We start from the raw sequence: 21490 nt of genomic DNA, 5'->3' as shown, positions 1-21490 counted from the left end.
GCTCGAGCTCGACGACGGTCGGTCGTCAGTACCCGGCGGCGGCCGACGGGTCGGCACCCTCGACGAGGGCGCGCGTGCCCGAGACGCCCAGACGGGTCGCGCCCGCGGCGACGTAGCGGCGGGCGTCGTCGATGGTGCGGACACCGCCGGAGGCCTTGACGCCGAGGCGCCCGCCGACGGTCTGAGCCATGAGCCTGACGGCGTGCTCGGTGGCCCCGCCCGTGGGGTGGAATCCGGTGCTGGTCTTGACGAAGTCGGCGCCGGCCCGCTCGGCCGCCTGGCAGACGGCGACGATCTCGTCGTCGCTGAGCGCGGCCGACTCGATGATGACCTTCAGCACGGTCGGGGCGGGGATCACGCCGCGCACGATCGCGATGTCCTCCTCGACGCTGACGAAGTCGCCGGCCTTCGCGGCCCCGACGTCGATGACCATGTCGACCTCGTGAGCGCCCGAGGCGACGGCCTCGAGCGCCTCGGCCGCCTTGACGGCCGAGGTGTGCTTGCCGCTGGGGAACCCGGCGACGACGGCGATCTTCAGGTCGGAGCCCTCGGGCAGGACCAGGGGCAGCATCGACGGCGAGACGCAGACGGAGTACGCGCCGAGCTCGACGGCCTCGGCGATGAGGGCGTCGACGTCGGCGTGGGTCGCCTCGGGCTTCAGGAGGGTGTGGTCGACGAGGCGGACGATGTCGGCGGCCTGCAGGGTCTCGGTCATGGGGGTCCTTCCGGGGAGGTCGAGCGTGATCGGCTCGTCGTCCATCATCGACCGTCGCGACCCCACGACGAAACCCGGGTGCGCCGGAGTCAGCCCGCCTGGCCGCCCCGGTCGCCGTCGCGACGCCTCTCGACCTCCGCCTCGAGGGCCCTCAGGCGCGCCTGCTGCTCGTGGAACTCGATCTCGCGGTCGAGGGCCGCCAGCTGCTCCTCGGTGCTGAGCGGGCGAGTGGGCGCCACGGCAGACCGCGAGGGCGAGCCCGCCCAGCCGAGGCGTTCGCGCCTCCTCGGATCCCCGAAGGTCACGTTCTCGGTCGCCGCCGACCAGTCGCGGCCCACGGCGAACCACAGGATGCTGCCGATCAGAGGGAGGAACACCACGAGCAGCACCCAGACGAGCTTCGGCAGATGCTGCACCTGGCCGTCCTGGCGGGTGATGATGTCGACCAGCGCGATGACGACGAGGGCGAACATGAGGCCGGAGACGAGCACGTACATGTCGCGATCTTATTCAGGGATTTCCCACCTGCGCCACTACCAGTTCGGAGGGGGTTCTGTTAAGACTTTTCACGAAATCGGCCCTCGGTGCCCGATAAGTGATTGAGTCGGTGATTGCCCGACCCCGTGGCAGCAACCGCGCTCATCCGGCGCACCGAAAGAAAGCAGTCATCATGCTCGGTCTCATCATCAGCCTCATCGTCATCGGCCTCATCGCCGGCGCCGTCGCCCGTCTCGTCATGCCCGGCAAGCAGAACATCTCGATCCCCATGACCATCCTCCTGGGCATCATCGGCTCGTTCGTCGGTGGGTTCCTCGGTTACCTCATCTTCCCGGGCCAGAACCCCGACGGCTTCTTCCAGACGTCGGGCATCATCGGCTCGATCATCGGCGCGATCATCGTGCTCTTCATCTACCTGCGCGTCACCGGCCGCAAGGGCGCTCGCAACTAGTCGAGTCCCGCACCGCCGACGGGCCGCCCTCCACTCGGAGGGCGGCCCGTTCGTCGTCCCGCGGGCGGGAGCTCGCGCCCTGGATCTCTCGCGCGCTCTCCTGCGTCATCGAGTGGTCAGAAGATGCTCTTCCTCCCGCTACGAAGAGCATCTACGGACCACTCGATGACGGAACGCGTTCGGGCTCACGACATCTCCCGGACGGGAGCGCGGGCGCTCGCACTCCCGCGTCCTCGCGCCTCGCGCCTCGCCACTTGCGCGCGTCGTCGAGTGGTCAGAAGATGCTCTTCCTCGCGCCGCGAAGAGCATCTTCCGACCACTCGATCGGCGGAACGCGCTCGAGCGCAACGGGGGCGTCTCGCGCTTCGCCACTCGATCGCGAAGCGCGTTCGAGCTCGCGACGGGGGGAGCTCGCGCCTCGCGAGCGGGCCTCGCCACTCGATCGCGGAACGCGCTCGAGTCATGACGGTGCGCCTCGCGCTCACGCGCTTGCGCTCGTCGTCGAGTGGTCAGAAGATGCTCTTCCTCGCGCCGCGAAGAGCATCTTCCGACCACTCGATCGGCGGAACGCGTTCGAGCTCGCGACGGGGGGGGCACGACGGGGGCGCCCCGCGACGGGGGCGTCTCGCGCCCGCGCGGGCTACGGGGCCTTCGGGCCTCCGTTGCCCTTGCCGTTCCCGTTGTTCCCCTTGCCACTGTTCCCGTTGCCGCCGGGGAGCACGCCCGTGTCGACGCCGGTGTCCACGGCGGGCACGGTCACCTCGGGCACGCTCGGCTCGACGGGATCGGCCGACGGCTCGGTCGGTGCCGACGGCTCCGTGGACGTGTCCTCCGAGGGCTCCGTCGAGGGCTCGGTGGACGTGTCCTGCGACGGCTCGGTCGGCGTCTCCGGTTCGGACGACGAGTCCGACGGCTCGGTCGACGGCTCGGTGCTCTCGGCCGGAGGCGTCGACTGCTCGTCGCTCGGCTGGGTGCTGCTCGGCGAGGTCGACTCGGCCGGCACCGCGCCTCCACCCGATCCCTGCGACACGCCCCAGACGATCCCGCCCACGACGAGCGCGAGAACCGCGACCACGACGACCGGCACGATCCAGCGACGCTTCCCCGAGGAGGCGCGGGCGTCGTCGCCCCCGCCGGCGCCCGTTCCCGAACCCCCGGCTCCCGCACCTGCGCCGAGTCCGGCACCGACCCCCGCGGCCGCGGCCGCCGCGCCGAAGCGCTCGGTCGGGGCGTCCGAACCGGCGGACGCCGACCCGTTCGAGTACACGGCCGTGGGCGCGTCCGAGCCGTACGCGGCCGTCGGGGCTTCCGAGCCGTCCGCGGCCGTCCGCTCGTCCGCCGACGCGGCACCCGCCGCACCGGCGGCGCCCAGCCCCGCAGCCGCACCGGCGACCCCCGCGGCCGGCAGGACCATGGTGCGATCGCTCGGCGCCAGCGGCGCGGTCGCGTCGGGGACGGCGGCCAGGTCGGCGGTGCCCCCTCGGCCGGCCGAGGCGAGTCGTGACGCTCGGCGTGAGACGTCGAGCGCGGTGGGTCGCGCCTCCGGATCCCTGGCGGTCATCGAGGTCAGCAGCGAGGCCCACCCGGTCTCGAGCGACGAGGGGATGACGGGGTCGTTGTGCAGCCGCTTCATGACCGACTCGACCGCCGAGCCGTCGAAGACACGGTGGCCGGTGAGCGCCTCGAGGGTGACGAGACCCAGCGAGTAGACGTCGGAGGGCGGGCCGATCGGCTGCCCCAGGGCCTGCTCGGGGCTGATGAACGCGGCGGTGCCCATGACGGTGCCCGTCGCGGTGAGCCGCGTCGAGTCGACCAGGTAGACGATGCCGAAGTCGGCGAGCTTGGCCCGGTACCGGCCCTCGCCGCCGGGCACGGGCGCGAGCAGGATGTTCGCGGGCTTCACGTCGCGGTGCACGACGCCGCCCTCGTGGGCGACGTGCAGGGCCTCGCCGAGATCGGCCAGCATGGCCGCCGCGGTGGCCGGAGCCAGAGGCCCCCTCGAGACGAGCTCCTGGAGGGTCGGGCCCTCCACGTACTCCATGACGAGGTACGCCCGGTCGGCGTCGTCGACGCGGGCGTCGAAGAGCGTGACGATGGCCGGGTGCGCCAGACCGGCGAGCACCTGCACCTCGCTGGTCTCGCGCCGCAGCTCGGCGGCGGCGGCGCCCGTCGGGGCGAAGAGCTTGATCGCGACGACGCGACCGAGCAGGGTGTCGCGGGCGCGGTAGACGCTGGCCATGCCGCCGCGTCCGAGCACCGAGACGATCTCGTAACGACCGTCGAGCACCATGCCCGCGGTGAGGTCCGGGGTGTCCATGCCGCCTCCTGTCCGGGTGTGGGTGGCAAGGACCTCCACCCTAGGCGGCGGTCGCCGCGTCCGGGTGCGGACGGACCCGCCGAGCCCGATCCGGCCCAGCCCCGGTCCGCCGGGCCGGTCCGACCCGGCCCGTGCTACGGCGTGACCATGCCTCCGTTGACGTTGAGGGTCTCCCCGGCGACGAAGCTCGACTCCGCGCTCGCCAGGAACACGTAGGCGGGGGCCTGCTCGGCCGGCTGCGCCGCACGGCCGATCGGCGACTCGCTCGACCCGAACTCCGGCAGGGTCTCGGGGTCGACGCCCAGCGTCACCTGGAGCACGCTCCAGGTGGGACCGGGCGCGACGACGTTGACGCGGATGCCCTTCGAGATCAGCTGCTGCGCGAGGCCCTTCGAGAAGTTGTTGATCGCGCCCTTCGTGGTCGCGTAGTCGAGCCGGTCGGGGGCGGGCTGGTACGCCTCGAGCGACGCCGTGTTGATGATGGTCGACCCCGGGCCGAGGTGCGGGAGCGCCGCCTTGACGATCCAGAACGGCGCGTAGACGTTGGTCTTGAAGGTGAGGTCGAACTGCTCGTCGGTGATGTTCTCGATGCCGTCCTGCCAGACCTGCTTGCCGGCGACGTTGACGATGGCGTCGAGCCCGCCCAGGCCGGCCACCGCCTCCTCGACGAGCCAACGGCAGAAGGAGGCGCTGGTCAGGTCGCCCGGCAGGGCGACGGCGGTGCGCCCCGCGGCCTCGATGAGCTCGACGACGTGGCGGGCGTCGTCCTCCTCCTCGGGCAGGTACGACAGGGCGACGTCGGCGCCCTCGCGGGCGTAGGCGATGGCGACGGCGGCTCCGATGCCCGAGTCGGCGCCGGTGATCAGGGCCTTGCGCCCGGTGAGCCGGCCGGTGCCGCGGTAGGTGTCCTCCCCGAGGTCGGGCACCGGGGTCATCTTCGACTGGAGGCCGGGCTCGGGCTGCTGCTGCACCTCGGGGCTGATGACGGGGTAGCGCGTGCGCGGGTCGTCGAACGTGTACTGGTCGCGAGTCATGCGACCGTCGTACGCCGCGGCGCTGGACGTGCGGTGCGGGCGTACCCCGATGGAGCCGAGGAGGCGCGGGTAGAATACCGACGTGTCCTCACCCGCCTGCGCCCCCGCCTCCACGCGGCTCCGGCGACTCGACACGGCGGCCTTCCCGAACCGGCTGGTGCTGACCAAGCGCACCTGCGGCACCAACGGGTGGATGAGCCTGTGGGGCACCAACGCGCACGGTGAGATCGCCGGATGCCCGCCTCCGACGGCCGCCTGACCCGCCCCCGCTCTCTCCGCCGCATCCTCGGCGCGCACCTCGTCGTGCGCCGCCGTGTCCGTATGCGCGCCGCCGATGCCGGGGACCGGTCCGACGCCTCCTCGTCCCTCCGTCGCGAAAGACACCCATGACCTCCTCCCCCGCTCCGTCCGCGCCGTCCCGGCCGCGGCACCTGGCCCGTCGGGTCGCCGACGTCGTCACTCAGGACACCGTCGCGGGCGCCCTCCTGCTCGGCGCGACCGTGCTCGCTCTCGTCCTGGCGAACACCCCGCTCGCCCCCTGGTACGAGTCGATCCGCGACCTGCGCGTCGGCCCGGACGCGCTCCACCTGAACCTCAGCCTCGGCACCTGGGCGGCCGACGGCCTGCTCGCGATCTTCTTCTTCGTCGTCGGCCTCGAGCTCAAGCAGGAGTTCGTCGCGGGCAGCCTGCGCAACCCCCGGCTGGCTGCGGTGCCGGTGGCGGCGGCCGTCGGCGGGGTCGCGCTGCCGGCCGTGATCTACACCGTCGTGAACCTGCAGTCCGGCGGCGACGCCCTCCGCGGCTGGGCCATCCCGACCGCGACCGACATCGCCTTCGCGGTGGCCGTCATCGCGGTCGTCGGGAGGTTCCTCCCCCCGGCGCTCCGCACGTTCCTGCTGACCCTCGCAGTCGTCGACGACCTCCTCGCGATCAGCATCATCGCGATCTTCTACACCGACGACATCGCGTTCCTCCCGCTGGCGGTCGCCGCCGTGCCCCTCGTGCTGTTCGGCGTGGCCGCGCAGCGGGGCGTCCGCGCCTGGTACGTGCTGATCCCGTTGGCCGTGACGACCTGGGCGCTCGTCCACGCGTCGGGCATCCACGCGACCGTGGCCGGCGTGCTGCTCGGCTTCTCCGTCCCGGTCGTGGCCAGCGTCCGCGCCCGGGTCGCGTCCGGTGTCGACGCCGACGGACGCGCGCTCTTCACGGGCATGACGCACCACTTCGCCCACCAGGTGAGCCCGATCTCGATGGGCGTGGCCGTGCCGGTCTTCGCGTTCTTCTCGGCCGGCGTGACGGTGGGCGGATTCTCGGGGCTCGGGGAATCGCTGGCGGACCCCGTCGCGCTGGGCATCATCCTGGCACTGGTGTTCGGCAAGTCGATCGGCATCACCCTGACGACGTTCCTGGTGACGCGGGTGCCCGCCTTGCGCCTGCACCAGTCGATCCGCTGGGTCGACCTGGTCGGGCTGTCGTTCGTGGCCGGGATCGGCTTCACCGTGTCGCTGCTGATCGGCGAGCTGTCGTTCGGCCTGGGCAGCGAGGCCGATGCGCACGTCAAGGTCGGGGTGCTGGTCGGATCGCTCCTCTCGGCCCTGATCGGCGCGTCGATCCTGAGCGCCCGGAGCCGCCGCTACGGCCGGTCTATCCATGAAGCGAACTCGATCGTCGAGTAGTTAGTCGGTCTAGGAAACCGCGTGTAAACATTCACTTGCATCGATTCACGGCGATGCGGGAGCGGCCCACCGGGCCGACCGTTCACACCAGCGGGCAGCGCAGGGCTGCCAGAGACGAGCTTCACCATGAGCATCATCCGCCCGACCACGACGCGCGTCCGGAGCCCCTTCTCGGAGGTCCGTGACTCTGAGCGCCAGGCCACGCTGTTCGTGGTGGCGACCTCGGCCGTCGCCGCGAGCATCACCGCGACCGCCGCCCTCCTCGTCACGCTCGGCTTCGGCGCGTGACCGCCTCCGACCTGCGCCACGTCGAGCTCGCCCCGACCGAGGCCATGGACCTGTCCGAGCTGTTCGTCGACCGTCTCGGTCACGCGGACCTGGCGGCCTGACCCGTGCGCCCCTCCTTCTCGGCCCGCATCCTGGCCACGGCCGACGACGTCGACCACGTGTCGTACTTCGACACCGGAATCGAAGACGACGACCTCGACTGACCCTCCGCTCGGCCTCGAGCGACAGACCCACGGGTGCCCTGCCGGGCACGCGTCCCGCACCGGGCCCACCCCGGAGCATCCGATCCGTACCAGCGGCCCACAGCGTGGGACGCCGACGAGGATCCGCAGCACGAGCCTCCCCCTCGGGAGGCTCGTGGTCGTTAACCGGGTCGGCCGGGTGCGAAGCGGGATTACTGTCGACGCATGGGGGACGAGGCGATCGAGGGACGCGGACGGGTAGCCCGACGGGATCGTCGGCGGATCGTGCGCGAGTCGCTCATCGCCCTGCCTCCGCTCATCGAGGTCGTCGCGGTGGTCGCCGGCCTGATCGTCTCGATCGACGCGATGGGCGAGAGCGCAGAGGCCTGGGCTCCGCTTTCGTGGCCGTTCTACGCGACCCTGGGGACGTTCCCTCTGGCGCTCGGCGGGATCGCCGCGTCGGTGCTGCTCAGAGACCTCCCCGCGCGGACGGCCGCGATCTGGATCGCCGCCGTGTCCGCGGCGGTCGGCGTCCTCCCGTTCGTCGCCGCGCTGTCCGCCTTACTGCACCTGCCTTACTGACAGCAGGCGGGAATGGCTCTCAGGACGCGAGGTCGCGCGAGATTCGGCGGAAGAATGGACTGGGGCCCGGCAGGAGTGTCCACCGCCGGGCCCGCAGCCCTCATCACCCGATCGGGCGAGCCGTGCTCGAACGCGGGGGGAGGCGCTCGGAGCTGGGTGATGCCGCACCAGGATGCCCGGCGTTCGGGTAAGCGTGACGCATCCGGTGTCGCTGAGATGACTCGTATGATTTGATTTTCAAACTGTTCACGAAGTGAAACACCGACGTCGATCGATGTCAAGCATCCGAGGTGAGAAATTGAGCGAGACCGATCCCGACGTGACGGACGCGGGCGATGACGTCGTCCGGATCCTCATCGCCCTCCGGCATCTCCAGCAGGTCAGCAGCGACGTGAACGCCGAAGAGGCCGAGGCCCTCGGGCTCAGCCGCACCCAGTTCCAGGCCGTCTCCCACCTCTCGGTGCACGGGAGCAACACGTCCCGGCAACTCGCCGACGCGCTGAACCTCACACCCGGTTCCGTCACGAATCTCGTGAACCAGCTCGTCGACATGCACCTCGTCCAGCGGAGTTCCGGGCGCGACCGTCGAGAGGTGATCCTCGGCCTGACCCCCGAGGGGATGCAGACGGCGAACGCCGTCGGCATCCGTTACTGGCGTGCGGTCGCCGACGGGGTGACCCCCCAGGAGCGGGAGACGACCTTGGCGGCGCTGCAGAACATGAGCGCTGCGCTCGCTCGCTTCCCTCGCCGGAGTTGAACCACGGGCATCGGAGAGGAGACGTCGCCTCATCGCATTCCAGGGGGCCGGCTCCTCGGGGCCTAGGCTGCCGACATGACCAGCACCGCAGAGAAGACGATCCAACTCCGCCGCTACGAGCTCGTCGACGGCGTGCTCGACGACTTCGTCGCCTGGTTCGAGGCCCGGATCGTCCCCGCCCGCGAGGCCGAGGGCTTCACCATCGAGTTCGCCTACGCCGACCGCGAGGTCAACCAGTTCGTCTGGGCCGTCAGCGTGCCCGGCGACGCCGAGGCGTTCACGGCCGTCGAGGAGACCTACCTCGCCAGCGACTCGCGTGCCGCGGCGTTCGCCGGCGAACCCACGCGCGTCGCCACCAGCCACGTGCGACTGATCGAACAGGTCATCTGATCGCTCAGGCCACGGATCGCTCCGACGCCGGGACGAGCTCCCGCCGCAGCGCGATCATCCCGTCGCGGAGGCGCGTCTTGATCGTGCCGATCGGCACCCCGAGCCGCTCCGCGATCTCCGACTGACTGAGGCCGTGCGCGTAGGCCAGCTCGATCGCCTCCCGCTGCAGGTCGGTGATGGCCCGCATCGCACGGACGACGCGACGATGCTCCCAGGTGATCTCGGCCCGCTCCGACACGACGTCGCGGGGAGCCTCGACGTCCCGCACGCCGACCGCGAGGTCGCGCTCGCGTGACGCCTGCGAGGCGCGCACCCGGTCGACGGCGCGGCGGTGGGCCATCGTGAGCATCCAGCCCAGCGCCCGACCGCGGCCCGCGTCGAACCGCGACGCCGTCTGCCACACCTCGAGGAACACGTCCTGCGCGACCTCCTCCGCCTGCGCCGGGTCGACGAGCACCCGACGGACGAGGCCGAGGAGGCGCGGGGCCGTCCGGTCGTAGAGCTCACGGAACGCCCGGCGGTCGCCTGCGGCCACACGGGCGAGCAGCTCGTCGTCGTCGACCGCGTCCGACCCGGCGGGCACGGCCGGGAGATCGTGGATCGTCATCGGCCGCCCTCCTCGTCGAACCGCAGCCGGACACTGCGCCTCGGCTCCCGTTCGAGATTATGCGTCTGCATGGAGCCCTGGGCCGCCGATCCGGGCGCCTATCCGAATCGCGAACCGGCGGAGATCCCCCCAATCGGGGGTGCCCTCGGCTCCGAAGGAACGCTCGGATGCATCGTCATCCCGTGTCGGCCCGAGCGCCGCCCTCACCGGCGGGTACCCGAGACCCGTCGGGACAAGCGCTTTACCCCATGGTCGGCACGTGTCGAGGACCCGAACCTCGACGGGGGTTCCTCGGATCAAGGACGATCCGAGGGGCCTTCACGGGCCTCCCCGGCCCCGGCTCCCCCCTCCCCACCGTCGTGCACACGCGCAGGCTTCCCGCGGCCTGTGAACGAGGCGGCCCACGGCGCTGCGACCGACGTATCGTCGGACGGGCCTCCACCCGAGGCCGTACTTCCGAGGAGCACCGTTGTCCCCTGATCCCACCGCCGCGCCACGACCCGCGCTCGTCGCGCTGCGCGACACCGACCCCACGGCCGACGTGTCGGCGTCCACCGCATCGATCCTCACCGAGACCTTCGACGTGGTCGTCGTCGACCTGCCCGCCGTCGACGCGGTCGGCGACGACCGCGCGACGTCCGTCGTCCGGGCCGTCCGCGCCTCCGGCGCCGCCCGCTGGCTGCTGGCCGCCCACGGATCGGGTGGCGCCGTCGCCTCCGAGGTCGCGGCGATGACGATGTCCGGCGAGGCCGGGCTGTTCGGCTTCGCCGGTCTCGTGCTCGTCGGGTCGGCGTCCGCGGGCGACCGCCTCGACGTCCCCACCCTCCTGGTCGACGACGCCGTGATCGACCACGCTGACGGACTCGCCGAGGCCGTGACGTCGTTCTGGCGCGACCACGCCGGGCACGGCCCGGCCGCCTCGCGGGACTTCGCCGACGTGATCGCCTCGACGCACACCAGCCCGCAGACCCGCGCCATCCTCGCCCGACGGGCCCTCGCCGACGATCCCGGGTACCAGCCGCAGGTGCTGACCACGACGCAGCTCGACACCCTCCGGCTCGTCGCCGATCTGGTGGTGCCGCAGCGGGCGCCGTCACCCGACGCCGCCATCGACCTCGCGGCCCGGATCGACGCCGACCAGGCCGCCGGCGCCAGCGACGGCTGGCGGAACGCCGCGTTGCCGCCCGACGCCGAGGCCTACCGTCGCGGGCTCGACGCCCTGGCCGACCTGCGCCTCCTCGACACCGCCGATCGGAAGGCCCGCGTGGCGGCCATCGTGGCCGGCGAGTTCGAACCGGCCGACGGCGAGCTGACCGCCGAGCAGATGCAGCTCTGGTTCGAGGACGCCCGCGTCGACCTCGTGCGCGGATGGCTCGCCCACCCGGCCACGATGGAGCGCATCGGCTTCGACGGCTTCGCCAACGGCGGTCCCGGCGGGGCGCTCTTCCAGGGCTTCGACCTGCTCGGCGCCGACCGACGAGAACAGTGGGAGCCGACCATGGAGGCCGTGCGATGAACCTCGACCAGATGACCACCTACTCCGACGACGAGATCGTCGACGCCGTCGTGATCGGCACCGGGGCCGGCGGGGCGCCGATCCTCAGCACGCTCGCCGCCCAGGGCCTGCACGTCGTGGCGCTCGAGGCGGGGGCGAACTTCGACCCCGAGCAGTTCACGCAGGACGAGACCGAGGCCGTCGCCATCAACTGGATGGACGAACGCCTCAGCAGCGGCGAGAAGCCGACCGCCTTCGGCCTCAACAACAGCGGCAAGGGCGTCGGCGGGTCGACGCTGCACTGGGGCGCGTTCACCCCGCGACCCGACGAACGCGACCTGAAGCTGAAGAGCCTCACCGGCGAGGGCGTCGACTGGCCGATCGAGCACGCCGAGCTGATCGAGTACATCGAACGCGTCGAGGCCTTCGTCGGCGTCGCGGGCCCCGCCGACTACCCGTGGGATCCCTCGCGGCGCTACGCGCTGCCGCCTGCTCCGCGCAACGCGTCGTCCGACATGATGATCCGCGGCTGCGAGGCCCTCGGCATCCGGGCGACCGACGGCCCCGTCGCCGTCACGACCGTCGACCGCCAGCAGGAGCACGTCGGCACCCGGCACGCCTGCGTCAACTGCGGCAGCTGCCACCAGGGCTGTCGGAACGGCGCCAAGGTCAGCATGGACACCACCTACCTGCCATCCGCCGTCGCGCACGGCGCCGAGATCCGCCCCGGGTCGATGGTGCACGGCATCGAGCTCGACGAGGCCGGCGAGGTCTCGGCCGTCGTCTACACGCGCGACGGCGTCGAGCACCGGCAGCGCACCAGGGCGCTCTTCCTCTGCGCCGGCGGCATCGAGACTCCGCGCCTGCTGCTGCACACCGGACTCGCCAACAGCAGCGGCCAGGTGGGTCGCAACTTCATGGCGCACGGGGCGACCCAGGTCTGGGGCCGGTTCCCCGAGGAGATCCGCAGCCACCGCGGCTACCCGTCGTCGATCATCACCGAGGACACCCTGCGCCCCGACGACGCCGACTTCGTCGGCGGCTACCTCATCCAGAGCCTCGGCGTCATGCCGCTCACCCTCGCCACGACGCTCGCCCGCGGGGCCGGTCTCTGGGGCGACGACATCGTCGAGGCGATGGAGGACTACCGCCACCTCGCCGGGGTCGGCATCAACGCCGAGTGCCTGCCGAGCGACGTGAACAGACTCGAGCTGTCCGACGAGCTCGACGAGTTCGGCATCCCCAAGGCCGTCGTCTCGTTCAGCACCGGGCCGAACGAGGAGGCCATCGACGAGCACGCCATCCGCACCATGACGGCGATCGTCGAGGCGGCCGGCGCCATCGACACGATGGTGCTCCAGCGCACCGCGCACACGATCGGCACCTGCCGCATGGGCGACGACCCGGCGGACGCCGTGGTCGACGCCGACGGACGCAGCTTCGACGTGCCGAACCTCTGGGTGTGCGACAACTCGGTGTTCCCGAGCGCGGTCGTCGCCAACCCGGCGCTGACGATCATGGCGCTGGGGCTGCGGACGGCGGAGAGGTTCCTGGCGGCGCGCACCGCGGCCTGAGCCGGCGGGGCCGGTGCGGGCTGGCCCGGTGCCGGCTGCCCGGTGCGGGTTGGCCCGGTGCCGGCTGCCCGGTGCGGGTTTGCCCGGTGCGAAACCACGTTCCGGCGATGGAACCACGGAACGACGTGGTTTCATCGCCGGAACGTGGTTTCATCCGGGCCGGGGCCGGGGCCGGCCGGCCCGGGTCAGGTGCGCTGGGCGACGTTCCGGGCGAAGCCGGCCGCCCGGTCGCGCAGGCTCGCGATGCGCTCGGCGCGGGCGGCCTCGACGTCGAAGCCGAGGTAGGCCTCGGGCGGCGCGACGTGCACGTTCGCCGAGCACTCGAAGTCGGCGCAGACCAGCGTGCCCACGGTGTCGCCGTTGCGACCCGCCGCACCGGCCCGCTTGGCGCTGTAGAAGACGACGTCGTTCGGCAGTCGGACGTCCTGGCACCAGGTGCACTGGGCGCGCGCCCGGGGGGAGGCCTCGGCCTGCTTCAGCACGACGCCGATCAGCCCGGGCTCATCCGCCGTGCTCCCGGTCTCGGGCACAGCGCCCAGCGGCACGACGACGTAGGCGCGGCGTGCCAGCTTCGGGTCGCGCCAGCCGAGGAACTCGAGGTCGGCCCAGTCGATCTCGTCGAAACGGGCGGGCAGGGTCAGGTCGGCAGTCTCGCGGCGACTCGCGTTGGCGAACGACGCGCGGATGGTCTTCTCGGTCAGGGGAAGCATGGTGATCTCTCTCGTGTGAGCAGGCAGGAGGGGACGCGCCGCCTCGGCCTCGACCGGGATGGAGGGCCCGGGAGGCGCGGCGCGGATGGATCGGAGGCGTCGCCTCTACCTGCAGTCGGCGCAGAAGGCGCCGACGACCCCCTCACGCCCGACGGGCGTCGCAGTGCGGAGGGGGATGGTCACGGGGGAACACTACGACGGTCGCCGGGCCCGCACAACGGGCGCCGCGCCTCCTCGGCTGTCCGATTTACGCATGTCGACCCCGACTGAGGGTGGCCTGGCTTTACAGCATCGAACACCCGTTCGTATCGTTGTCGGGTGGGAAACGCCGAGACCTGGAGCGACGACGGGGTCGTCTACCGTGTCAGCGTGCTGGGCAACCGCCTCACCCTCGAGATGACCGAGCCCCGCCGCGAAGACGGCGGCGACGGCGGAGTCGCGATGGACATCTCGCGCATGTGGCACCGCGGCCGTGCCGGAGCCGCCCGGCTGACGATCGTGAGCCGCACGGGCTCGCTGACGATCCCGTGCCCGCTGCCCATCGCACGACGACTGGTCGCCCGCTGGTCGGCCACCGACGGCGATCGCATCATCGAGCAGCGCCGCCCCATGGAGGACGAGAACCCGTAGGCGCTCGGCCTGTACGTCCGTTGCCGTCGGGGAACGGGTGGATCGTCTCGAACCGGGCATGCGCGAGAGCCGAATGGATCGGCCCGGGGATGTCGCGCCGACCGATGAAGGCGATCAGATCGGCCATCACCGCCTCGACGCGCTCGTGGTGCGAACAGCCTGGGCCCTCATTTACGTTCAGCGGCTGAACGTGAATGAGGGCCCGGGCGTCGTGATGGCTACGGCGCGGTGTCGACGACGGTCGTCGTGACGGAGGTCGACCCGGTGACCTCGCCGGCCGGGACCTCGTACCCCTCGGTGCCGGCCAGGAAGCGCTCGCCGATGAAGGCGCCCGTCTCGGGGTCGATGACGATCTCCTGCCGCTCGCCGTCGCGGGCGGGCTCGTCGCGGCCCAGCGCCACCCCGGCACGACCGTCGAGGGTCGCCGTCGCATCGGTGATCGTCACGCCGGGCACGAGGGTGAGCATCCCGTAGATCGCGGCGCGCTGGTCGGCCCTCACCGTCCCCTGACGCAGCAGATCGGTCGCACGGACGAAGGTGTCCTCCGCCTTGTTGGACGAGCCGCCGGTGTAGCGGTCGTCGAACCAGGCGAGGGTCTTCTGGGGATCGTCGGTCGGCATCGACTCGACGTCGGGGTCGGCCCAGGGCTCCGGGCCGTAGAAGGCGCCGTCCTGCGCGCGGATCGTGCCCTCGGGGTAGGGCGTGCCGATGGCCGCGTACTCGGCGGCCCAGCGCTCGGCCTCGGCGGCCGGGTAGAAGGCGGTGGGCTCGCCCGACTTCCGCACCAGCACCCAGTCCGCCTCGGGGTCAGCCGGCTCGTAGACCGTGCTGGTCTCGGGCACGGCGGCCGCGAACATCGTGCCGTCGGGCAGCCCGAACGAGCCGATCGAGTTCGACTTCGTCTCGATTCTCAGATACTGCCCCGGGCCGACGACGGGGTCGCTGGCGCCGATGGAGAGCGTGGCCGCGTCGTCCAGGAGCTCCGCGGCCTCGGCGGTCGCGCCTCCTCGGCTCCCGTCGAGACCGGCGAGAGGGCTCACGCCGACGAGGTTGAGGGCGACGAGGCCGCAGCTGAGCGCGAGCGCCGCGCCGGCCGTGGCGAAGCCCCAGCGGCGGACGCGGCGACGGGTGCGGGCCTGCGCGACGACGGCGCGGCGGATGGGGGCCAGGGCGGCGTCGAGCTGAGCGCCCTCGGGGGGTGTGGTGGTCAACATGGTGTCTCGCAATCGGTCGGGTCAGTCGGTGGCGCGCGCGGCGCGCAGTCGTGTGCGGGAGCGCTGGATGCGCTTGCGGGCGGACGCGGGAGTGAGCCCCAGCAGCGTCGCCGCCTCGTCGTAGCTGCGGCCCTCGATCAGGCACAGCTCGCAGAGTCGTCGGTCGATCTCGGGCAGCGCGTCGATGGCGCCCTGCACGTGGGCGAGCTGCTCGATCGCGGCGTCGTGCTCGAGCTTCCGGTACCAGGCCGGGCCGTGCGTCTGGGCGACGCCGTCGTCGAGCTCGTCGAGGCGCACCCTGCGGCGCTGCCGGTTCAGGTTGAGCGACGCGTTGCGACAGGTCGTCAGCAGCCAGGGCAGCACCGAGGTGCCGACCACGGTGAGCGCGTCGCGACGGCGCCAGGCGACGAGGAACGTCTCCTGCACGAGGTCGTCGACGTCGGACCGCACGTCGGCCAGGCCCCAGGCGTAGCGGAACACGGTGCCGCCGTGCCGGTCGAACAGCACCGCGAACGCCTCGTCGTCGCCGGCCCGCACCCGGCGGACCAGGTCGTGCTCGTCGGGGGCCCGCCCGTCGCGGGCGTGGGGGCCGGGGGCGTGGTCGCCGCCGGCTCGTCTCTGTGATCTCACGGTCACCTCCGAACACTAGGTGTCGACGGGGCCGGGTTTGTGACGAACCCGCCCCCGGACGTCGACATGAGGCCAGACTGGCGGGGTGACGGACCCGCTCGAGACCCCCGACGGCCGCTACATCGTGGTCCGCGGTCGGCTGTGGCGCCGCTCCGACCCGTCGCTGAGCGACGACCGCCGAGCCGAGCTCGTGCACGACCTGATGGAGGCGCGGCGCGCGAAGAAGACCGCCCTCGCCGCCGACGACCCGGCCGCCGTCGAGCAGGCCCGCTCCCGCGTCGACGCCGCGAAGACGTCGCTCGGCGAGCGCGGACCGGTCTGGTGGGACGACGACGCCCCCGACGAGACCCGCCGGCTCGCGAAGAACACCCGCTACGCCGACTGGTTCGCCGCGCTGCCCTGACCCCGCGCCCTGGCCCGGGCTCGGGCTCGGGCTCGGGCCCGGGCCCGGGCCGGTACCCGGGCGGCCCTGTCAGGCTGGGAGGCATGCGATCCCTCGACGACCTCCGCGCCTCCCTCGTCTCGACCCGAGGAGGCGCCGTGGACGACAGCATCCCCCAGCTCGCCGAGGCGGACCCCGAGCTGTTCGGGGCGGCCCTGGCGCATCCGGACGGCGAGGTGGTCGCCTCGGGCGACGCGCGGCACCCGGTGTCGATCCAGTCGGCCGTGAAGCCGTTCCTGTTCGCGCTCGCCCTCGCCGACACCGACGGGGAGGCGCTCGACCGCGTCGGCATCGAGCCCACGGGCGAGGCCTTCGACTCCATCAAGCTCGAGAGCGACACCGGCCGACCGCCGAACCCGATGGTGAACGCCGGGGCCCTGCTGACGGCGAACCTCGTCTCCGGCGACTCCGGCGAGGCGCGCACCCGACGGATCCTGGCGGGCCTCAGCGCCTTCGCCGGGACCGACCTCGACTACGACCGCGAGATCAGCGAGTGCGAGCAGCTGCACGGCGACCGCAACCACGCGCTCGCCCACCTGATGCGGTCGGAGGGCACCCTCGACGAGACCGCCGACGAGGCGGTCGCCGTCTACGCCCGGGCCTGCTCCGTGATGGTCGACGCCGCCGCGCTCGCCGTGATGGGGGCCACGCTGGCGTTCGGCGGCCGGAACCCGGTCACCGGCGAGCGGGTCGTCTCGGCCGCGGTCGCGCGCGACGTCGTGTCGGTCATGGCGACCTGCGGGGTCTACGACGGCTCGGGCCGGTGGATGCGCTCGGTGGGCGTCCCGGCGAAGTCGAGCGTGTCGGGTGCGATCGTCCTCTCGGCTCCGAACCGGCTCGGCGCCGCCGTCATCAGCCCGCCGCTCGACGAGCTCGGCACGAGCGTCCGCGGCGAGGCCCTCAGCCGCGCCCTCAGCGAGGAGCACGGACTGCACGCCTTCGGCTACCGCGGCTCGTCCACCGGAGCGAGCAGCCCCCGCTCGACCACGTCGGCCACCGCGAGCACCTTGTAGCCCTCGCTCTCGAAGAAGACGGTCATGCGGTCGTCGTCGGTGCCCATCACGGTGCCCTCGCCCCAGGTCGGGTGGACGACGCGCGTGTCGGTCTCGAACGCGGGAGGCGCGGCGTCGGTCGCCTGCGCCTCCTCGGCACCCGAGCGCGCCTCCTCGGCACCGGAGCGCGCCTCCTCGTCCCGTTCGACGGCGGCGCAGAGATCGCAGGCGCCGCAGCGCTCGGGCGAGTCCTCGCCGAAGTAGCCGAGGAGGAACCGGCGGCGGCAGCCGGCGGCCTCGGCGTAGGTGCGCATCATGTCGATCCGCGACCGCTCGACCCGCTCCCGCGTCTGCGCGACCTCCCGGGCCGAGCGCGCCGCCGCCACCGCGTCGAGACCGGCGACGGGTTCGAAGCCGTCGGCGGACTCGGTCAGCGCGCCCGCCTCGAGCAGCAGGTCGATGAGGCGGGAGACGCTCCGCGACCCGAGGGCCAGCTGGTCCGCGACCTCGCGGCGCGTCACCGCCCGCCCGGCCGCCGAGAGCGCGGTGAAGACGTCGCGGAGGTCGGCCCGACCGGGCAGGCCCGACGCGAAGAACGACCGGAGCGAGAGGTCCTCCGGGCGGTAGTGCAGCGTGGCGGTCGCGGGCTCGCCGTCGCGACCGGCCCGCCCGATCTCCTGGTAGTAGGCGTCGAGGGAGTCGGGCACGTCGGCGTGCACCACGAACCGGACGTCGGGCTTGTCGATGCCCATGCCGAAGGCGCTGGTCGCCACGACGACGTCGACCTCTCCGGCGTGGAACCGCTCGTGCAGCTCGCCGCGCTCGGCGGACCGCTGGCCGCCGTGGTACCCGACGACGGTGCGGTCGGGGCACCGCTCGGCGATGGCCTCGGCGTACGCCTCCGTCGCCTTCCGGGTCGCCACGTAGACGATCCCCGGCGTGGTCGATCCGGCCACCTGCTCGACGACGGCCCGGAACTTCTCGTCGGCGTCCTCGTGACGCACGACCTCGAGCGAGAGGTTCGGACGGTCGAAGCCGCGGCTGAGCACGAGCGGGTCGCGCAGCCGGAGCCGCTCGACGATCTCGTCGCGGACGGGGCCCGATCCGGTCGCCGTGAGAGCGAGCACCGGCGGTCGGCCGAGGCGCTCGACGATCTCGCCGAGGTGCAGGTAGTCGGGGCGGAAGTCGTGCCCCCACGACGACACGCAGTGCGCCTCGTCGACGACGACGAGCGCGACGTCCGCGGCGCGCAGCCGCTCGACGGTCTCGTCTCGGGCGAGCTGCTCGGGCGCGAGGAACACGTACGTGACGTCGCCGGCGGCCAGCCGGTCCCAGCCCTCGTCGTTCTCGGCGTCGGTGTGGCCGGAGTTGATCGCGACGGCCGGCGGGGCGTCCGGGCGGCCGACGAGACCGGCGACCTGGTCGGCCTGCAGCGCGATGAGCGGCGACACGACCACGGTGGGCCCGTCGAGCACCGCACCGGCGACCTGGTAGATCGCGGACTTGCCGAACCCGGTGGGCATGACGCCGAGCGTGTCGCGGCCGGCGACCACGGCCTCGATCGCCTCGAGCTGCGCGGGGTGGAGGTCGTCCCAGCCGAACAGGTCGGCGGCGGCGCGGGTGATGCGGTCGGTCGTGGCGGCGTCGGCCCGGGTGGTGCGGGGCGTGCGGGTGGCGGGGGCGGTGCGTGCGGTGCTCATGCGATCCTCGAGACGTGGTGGGACAGACGTCCATCTCAGGCTCACCGCCCGGGACACGCGCACGACTGCCAGCCGATCCCCGGCCCCTCGTACCCCGTGGGCGCCAGGGCGCGGCACCCTACTCCGACTCGCCCTAGGATCGTCGGCGGGGGAGCTTCGGCTTCGAGGAATCAGACGGCAGGGGTGGCATGACGGACGACGGACCGCGCGGGCACGGCGCAGACGAGCAGCACACGCACGACACCGACGACGTGTTCGGCCCCGGCGGCGACGAGGCCGTCGACGCTCACTCCGATCGACCCCGGTTCGGGCTCGCGCTGACGATCGTCGCCGTCTGCGTCGCGGCCGTCACCCTCGTCGTCGCGGGTCTCGTCGTCTTCGGCGACCCGTTCGGCCTCCGCGGCGACGACGACCCCACCGCCGCCACGTCGCCGTCGGCGCCCGCCACCCCCGGCGCGGGTGCGGGCACCCCGAGCGCGGAACCGAGCGAGACGCCGAGCCCCACCCCCTCGGGCACCCCGTCGGCCCGACCCGCGACGGCCGCCCCGACCGACGCCGACCAGCCCGACCCGACCGTCTCCACCGTGCCGGCGGGCACCGTCGTCGCCGAGGGCGACGTCACCTCGCCCAAGGGCAGCGTCTCGTTCCACTACCGGATGGTGGCCGACGGCGCGAACGGCTACGACGCCCAGTACTCGGGCTTCAGCTCGAGCCTGCCCGTGCCCGTCTCGCTCACCCTGATCGACATCGCCCCGCGGGTCGGCGACGGTCTGACCTCGTACGGCGTCGGCGCCGTGACGCTGGACGGCGCCTCGCGCACGGTGGCCCTGGGAACGAGCCAGCCGTCGTACCTCGGCACGCTCGTCACGTACTCGTCGGCGGGGTCGGCCGACGGGGTGCCGGTCGAGATCGGACCCGACAAGGTGCTCGCCGTCGACTCGATCGGCTGGAGCATCCCGCCCCGGCAGTCGAACATCGCCCCGGTCGACTCGGGCGCCGCCTCCCTCGCGGCCGGGACCGTCACGTCGACGACGGCGAGCGGCGCCCCCCGCCGCTACGAGATCGCGGCGAACGACACGATCGCCGCCGTCGCGCAGCGCTTCGGCATCTCGGTCGCCGCCGTCATCTACCTCAACGCCGGGCTCCAGGTGCTCGGCGACGATCAGGTGCTGTTCGAGGGGACGACCCTCAACCTCGATCCCGACAGCGTCTGACCGGTCGGCGCCGCGCCTCCTCGGTCGGCGTCCCGTGGACCCGGAGCCGCGTCTCCTCGGCGGACCGGCACCGCGCCTCCTGCGGGTCCGGCCGCTGCGCTGCCAAGATCGACGGATGACCCGGCCGAGCCCCCAGAAGACCCTGCCGCGCGGCGCGAGCCGACGGGCGAGCACCCCGACGACGCGGCTCGTCCGCCGTACCGAGGCGAGCACTCCCCGAGGAGGCGCGCGCCGACTGGTCGCGCTGCCCGCCTTCCGCGTCGGCTTCGTCGGCACCCTCGGGGCCGCCGTCGCCCTCGCGCTGGTGGCCGGGTTCCAGACGGTGTCGCTCGTGGCGACCTACGTCGGCGTGGCCTACTTCTTCTCGCTCGCGCTGGAGCCGGTGCTGCGGCTGCTCCGCGGGCGCGGGATCCGTCGGGGACCGGCGGTCGCGCTGATCTTCGGGTTCGTCGTGCTGGTGATCGCGGCGGTCGTGCTGTTCGTTCTCCCTCTGGTCGGGAGGCAGCTGCTGACGCTCGTGCAGCAGGCGCCGGCGGCGATCACGCGGCTGACCGAGCAGCCGTGGTTCGTCGACGTCACCGGCCAGTTCGGGCTCGACGCCTCGGTCGAGGGGCTCGTGCAGCTGGCCACGGACTACCTGCGCGACCCCACGCGTCTGGCGTCGCTCGGCGGCGGGCTGGTGGCGCTCGGGTCGGGAGTGGTGGACGCGGTCGTGGCGATCATCGTCGTGCTCGTGCTCACGATCTACCTGACGGCGACGATGCCGCGGGTGGTCGACAAGGCGTTCCAGCTGCTGCCGGCGTCGAAGGCCGGGCAGTGGCGACCGGTCTACGCCGAGATGACCGAGTCGGTGGGGCGCTTCGTCGTGGGGCAGGTCGCTCTGTCGGTGATGAACGCGATCCTGGTGTTCGTGCTGCTGCTGATCTTCCACGTGCCGGGCATCGCGCTGCTCACCGCGATCGCCTTCGTCGGGGCGCTGATCCCGATCGTCGGCACCGTCGTCGCCGCGGTCATCATCATCGCGGTGGCGCTGATCACCTCGCCGCCGGCCGGCATCGCGATGATCATCTTCTACCTCGGCTACCAGCCGCTCGAGTCGTACGTCATCACGCCGCGGGTCATGGCCCGCGCGGTGCGGGTGCCGGGAGCGCTCGTGCTCATCGCGGTGCTGGCCGGCGGCGCGCTGGGTGGGGTGCTCGGGGCCCTGGTGGCCGTGCCCGTGGCGGCGTCGGTCACGGTGCTGATCGATCGCATCGTGGTGGTGCGGCAGCGGCAGCGCTGAGGGCGTGCGCGGCGGGTCCGCGTGCCGCGGGGCGGCGGGTCCCCTGCACCGGCGGCGGGTCCCCTGCACCGGCGGCGGGTCCCCTGCACCGGCGGCGGGTCAGCGCTGAC

23 protein-coding genes and 1 pseudogene are annotated in these 21490 nt (G+C 72.7%); 14 read left to right on the top strand and 10 right to left on the bottom strand.

Going from position 1 to position 21490, the window contains the following annotated elements; genetic code table 11:
- Window positions 1-25: 25 nt before the first annotated feature.
- Window positions 26-715, bottom strand: coding sequence for a deoxyribose-phosphate aldolase (gene deoC, locus FFA01_RS13005; RefSeq protein ID WP_146856617.1), 690 nt, complete (start codon window positions 713-715; stop codon window positions 26-28).
- Window positions 716-804: 89 nt separating this feature from the next.
- Window positions 805-1212 carry a PLDc N-terminal domain-containing protein gene (locus FFA01_RS13000; protein WP_146856616.1) on the bottom strand — a complete coding sequence of 136 codons (408 nt, stop codon included), beginning with the start codon at window positions 1210-1212 and terminating at the stop codon, window positions 805-807.
- A 173-nt stretch (window positions 1213-1385) separates the two neighbouring features.
- Between FFA01_RS13000 and FFA01_RS12995 the strand changes: the two genes are divergently transcribed.
- Window positions 1386-1664 (top strand): GlsB/YeaQ/YmgE family stress response membrane protein, encoded by a 279-nt coding sequence (locus FFA01_RS12995; RefSeq protein WP_146856615.1) that lies wholly within the window; start codon window positions 1386-1388, stop codon window positions 1662-1664.
- A 640-nt stretch (window positions 1665-2304) separates the two neighbouring features.
- On the opposite strand, the gene FFA01_RS12990 is transcribed toward FFA01_RS12995, so the two are convergent.
- Together FFA01_RS12990 and FFA01_RS12985 are read right to left on the bottom strand one after the other, a co-directional pair.
- Complete coding sequence (locus FFA01_RS12990) at window positions 2305-3981, bottom strand: serine/threonine-protein kinase (protein WP_146856614.1); 1677 nt, start codon at window positions 3979-3981, stop codon at window positions 2305-2307.
- 134 nt (window positions 3982-4115) lie between these two features.
- Window positions 4116-5015: an SDR family oxidoreductase gene (locus FFA01_RS12985; protein ID WP_146856613.1), complete on the bottom strand. Its 900-nt coding sequence runs from the start codon at window positions 5013-5015 to the stop codon at window positions 4116-4118.
- An 82-nt stretch (window positions 5016-5097) separates the two neighbouring features.
- Between FFA01_RS12985 and FFA01_RS15990 the strand changes: the two genes are divergently transcribed.
- From FFA01_RS15990 to FFA01_RS12965, 6 genes are all read left to right on the top strand, one after another.
- The gene (locus FFA01_RS15990) at window positions 5098-5274 is read left to right on the top strand and encodes a hypothetical protein (RefSeq protein ID WP_167627381.1); all 177 of its coding nucleotides are present in this window, start codon (window positions 5098-5100) and stop codon (window positions 5272-5274) included.
- A gap of 127 nt (window positions 5275-5401) precedes the next feature.
- On the top strand, window positions 5402-6691 hold the full coding sequence (nhaA, locus tag FFA01_RS12980; protein WP_146856612.1) for a Na+/H+ antiporter NhaA: 1290 nt from the start codon (window positions 5402-5404) through the stop codon (window positions 6689-6691).
- Between the two features lie 126 nt (window positions 6692-6817).
- A complete protein-coding gene (locus FFA01_RS15985) occupies window positions 6818-6979 on the top strand; it encodes a hypothetical protein (RefSeq protein WP_167627383.1) in 162 nt (53 codons plus the stop codon).
- A gap of 407 nt (window positions 6980-7386) precedes the next feature.
- On the top strand, window positions 7387-7743 hold the full coding sequence (locus FFA01_RS12975) for a hypothetical protein (protein ID WP_146856611.1): 357 nt from the start codon (window positions 7387-7389) through the stop codon (window positions 7741-7743).
- A gap of 298 nt (window positions 7744-8041) precedes the next feature.
- The gene (locus tag FFA01_RS12970) at window positions 8042-8500 is read left to right on the top strand and encodes a MarR family winged helix-turn-helix transcriptional regulator (RefSeq protein WP_167627382.1); all 459 of its coding nucleotides are present in this window, start codon (window positions 8042-8044) and stop codon (window positions 8498-8500) included.
- Window positions 8501-8575: 75 nt separating this feature from the next.
- Window positions 8576-8890, top strand: coding sequence for a hypothetical protein (locus FFA01_RS12965; RefSeq protein ID WP_146856609.1), 315 nt, complete (start codon window positions 8576-8578; stop codon window positions 8888-8890).
- 4 nt (window positions 8891-8894) lie between these two features.
- Here the strand turns inward: FFA01_RS12965 and sigK are convergent, their stop codons facing one another.
- Window positions 8895-9497 (bottom strand): ECF RNA polymerase sigma factor SigK, encoded by a 603-nt coding sequence (gene sigK, locus FFA01_RS12960; protein WP_146856608.1) that lies wholly within the window; start codon window positions 9495-9497, stop codon window positions 8895-8897.
- Window positions 9498-9966: 469 nt separating this feature from the next.
- Here sigK and FFA01_RS12955 point away from each other — a divergent pair, with 469 nt between their 5' ends.
- Together FFA01_RS12955 and FFA01_RS12950 are read left to right on the top strand one after the other, a co-directional pair.
- Window positions 9967-11013, top strand: coding sequence for a hypothetical protein (locus FFA01_RS12955; protein WP_146856607.1), 1047 nt, complete (start codon window positions 9967-9969; stop codon window positions 11011-11013).
- An 11-nt stretch (window positions 11014-11024) separates the two neighbouring features.
- Window positions 11025-12566 (top strand): GMC family oxidoreductase, encoded by a 1542-nt coding sequence (locus FFA01_RS12950; protein WP_244289843.1) that lies wholly within the window; start codon window positions 11025-11027, stop codon window positions 12564-12566.
- A gap of 185 nt (window positions 12567-12751) precedes the next feature.
- Here the strand turns inward: FFA01_RS12950 and FFA01_RS12945 are convergent, their stop codons facing one another.
- Window positions 12752-13276 carry an FBP domain-containing protein gene (locus FFA01_RS12945; protein WP_146856605.1) on the bottom strand — a complete coding sequence of 175 codons (525 nt, stop codon included), beginning with the start codon at window positions 13274-13276 and terminating at the stop codon, window positions 12752-12754.
- A 318-nt stretch (window positions 13277-13594) separates the two neighbouring features.
- Between FFA01_RS12945 and FFA01_RS12940 the strand changes: the two genes are divergently transcribed.
- A complete protein-coding gene (locus tag FFA01_RS12940; RefSeq protein ID WP_146856604.1) occupies window positions 13595-13906 on the top strand; it encodes a hypothetical protein in 312 nt (103 codons plus the stop codon).
- Between the two features lies 1 nt (window position 13907).
- Here the strand turns inward: FFA01_RS12940 and FFA01_RS16320 are convergent.
- From FFA01_RS16320 to FFA01_RS12930, 3 genes and pseudogenes are all read right to left on the bottom strand, one after another.
- Window positions 13908-14057 (bottom strand): annotated as a pseudogene (locus tag FFA01_RS16320) (Fic family protein); the annotation flags it as partial.
- 67 nt (window positions 14058-14124) lie between these two features.
- A complete protein-coding gene (locus FFA01_RS16315) occupies window positions 14125-15117 on the bottom strand; it encodes a CU044_5270 family protein (RefSeq protein WP_244289842.1) in 993 nt (330 codons plus the stop codon).
- A 24-nt stretch (window positions 15118-15141) separates the two neighbouring features.
- Window positions 15142-15750, bottom strand: a complete 609-nt coding sequence (locus FFA01_RS12930) for an RNA polymerase sigma factor (RefSeq protein ID WP_146856603.1) — start codon at window positions 15748-15750, stop codon at window positions 15142-15144.
- A gap of 85 nt (window positions 15751-15835) precedes the next feature.
- Between FFA01_RS12930 and FFA01_RS12925 the strand changes: the two genes are divergently transcribed.
- Entirely contained in the window at window positions 15836-16153 is a 318-nt protein-coding gene (locus tag FFA01_RS12925; RefSeq protein WP_146856602.1) for a hypothetical protein, read from the top strand.
- 83 nt (window positions 16154-16236) lie between these two features.
- A complete protein-coding gene (gene glsA, locus FFA01_RS12920) occupies window positions 16237-17205 on the top strand; it encodes a glutaminase A (RefSeq protein WP_146856601.1) in 969 nt (322 codons plus the stop codon).
- Here the strand turns inward: glsA and FFA01_RS12915 are convergent.
- Window positions 17136-18884 (bottom strand): RecQ family ATP-dependent DNA helicase, encoded by a 1749-nt coding sequence (locus tag FFA01_RS12915; protein ID WP_146856600.1) that lies wholly within the window; start codon window positions 18882-18884, stop codon window positions 17136-17138. The genes glsA and FFA01_RS12915 overlap by 70 nt on opposite strands.
- A gap of 188 nt (window positions 18885-19072) precedes the next feature.
- Between FFA01_RS12915 and FFA01_RS12910 the strand changes: the two genes are divergently transcribed.
- Entirely contained in the window at window positions 19073-20098 is a 1026-nt protein-coding gene (locus FFA01_RS12910; RefSeq protein ID WP_244289841.1) for a LysM peptidoglycan-binding domain-containing protein, read from the top strand.
- 115 nt (window positions 20099-20213) lie between these two features.
- On the top strand, window positions 20214-21380 hold the full coding sequence (locus FFA01_RS12905) for an AI-2E family transporter (RefSeq protein ID WP_146856599.1): 1167 nt from the start codon (window positions 20214-20216) through the stop codon (window positions 21378-21380).
- The last annotated feature ends 110 nt before the right edge of the window (window positions 21381-21490 follow it).

The sequence above is a fragment of the Frigoribacterium faeni genome, from assembly GCF_007988805.1.
In the GTDB taxonomy this organism is placed as follows: domain Bacteria; phylum Actinomycetota; class Actinomycetes; order Actinomycetales; family Microbacteriaceae; genus Frigoribacterium; species Frigoribacterium faeni.
This window is presented reverse-complemented; position numbering and strand designations above follow the sequence as displayed.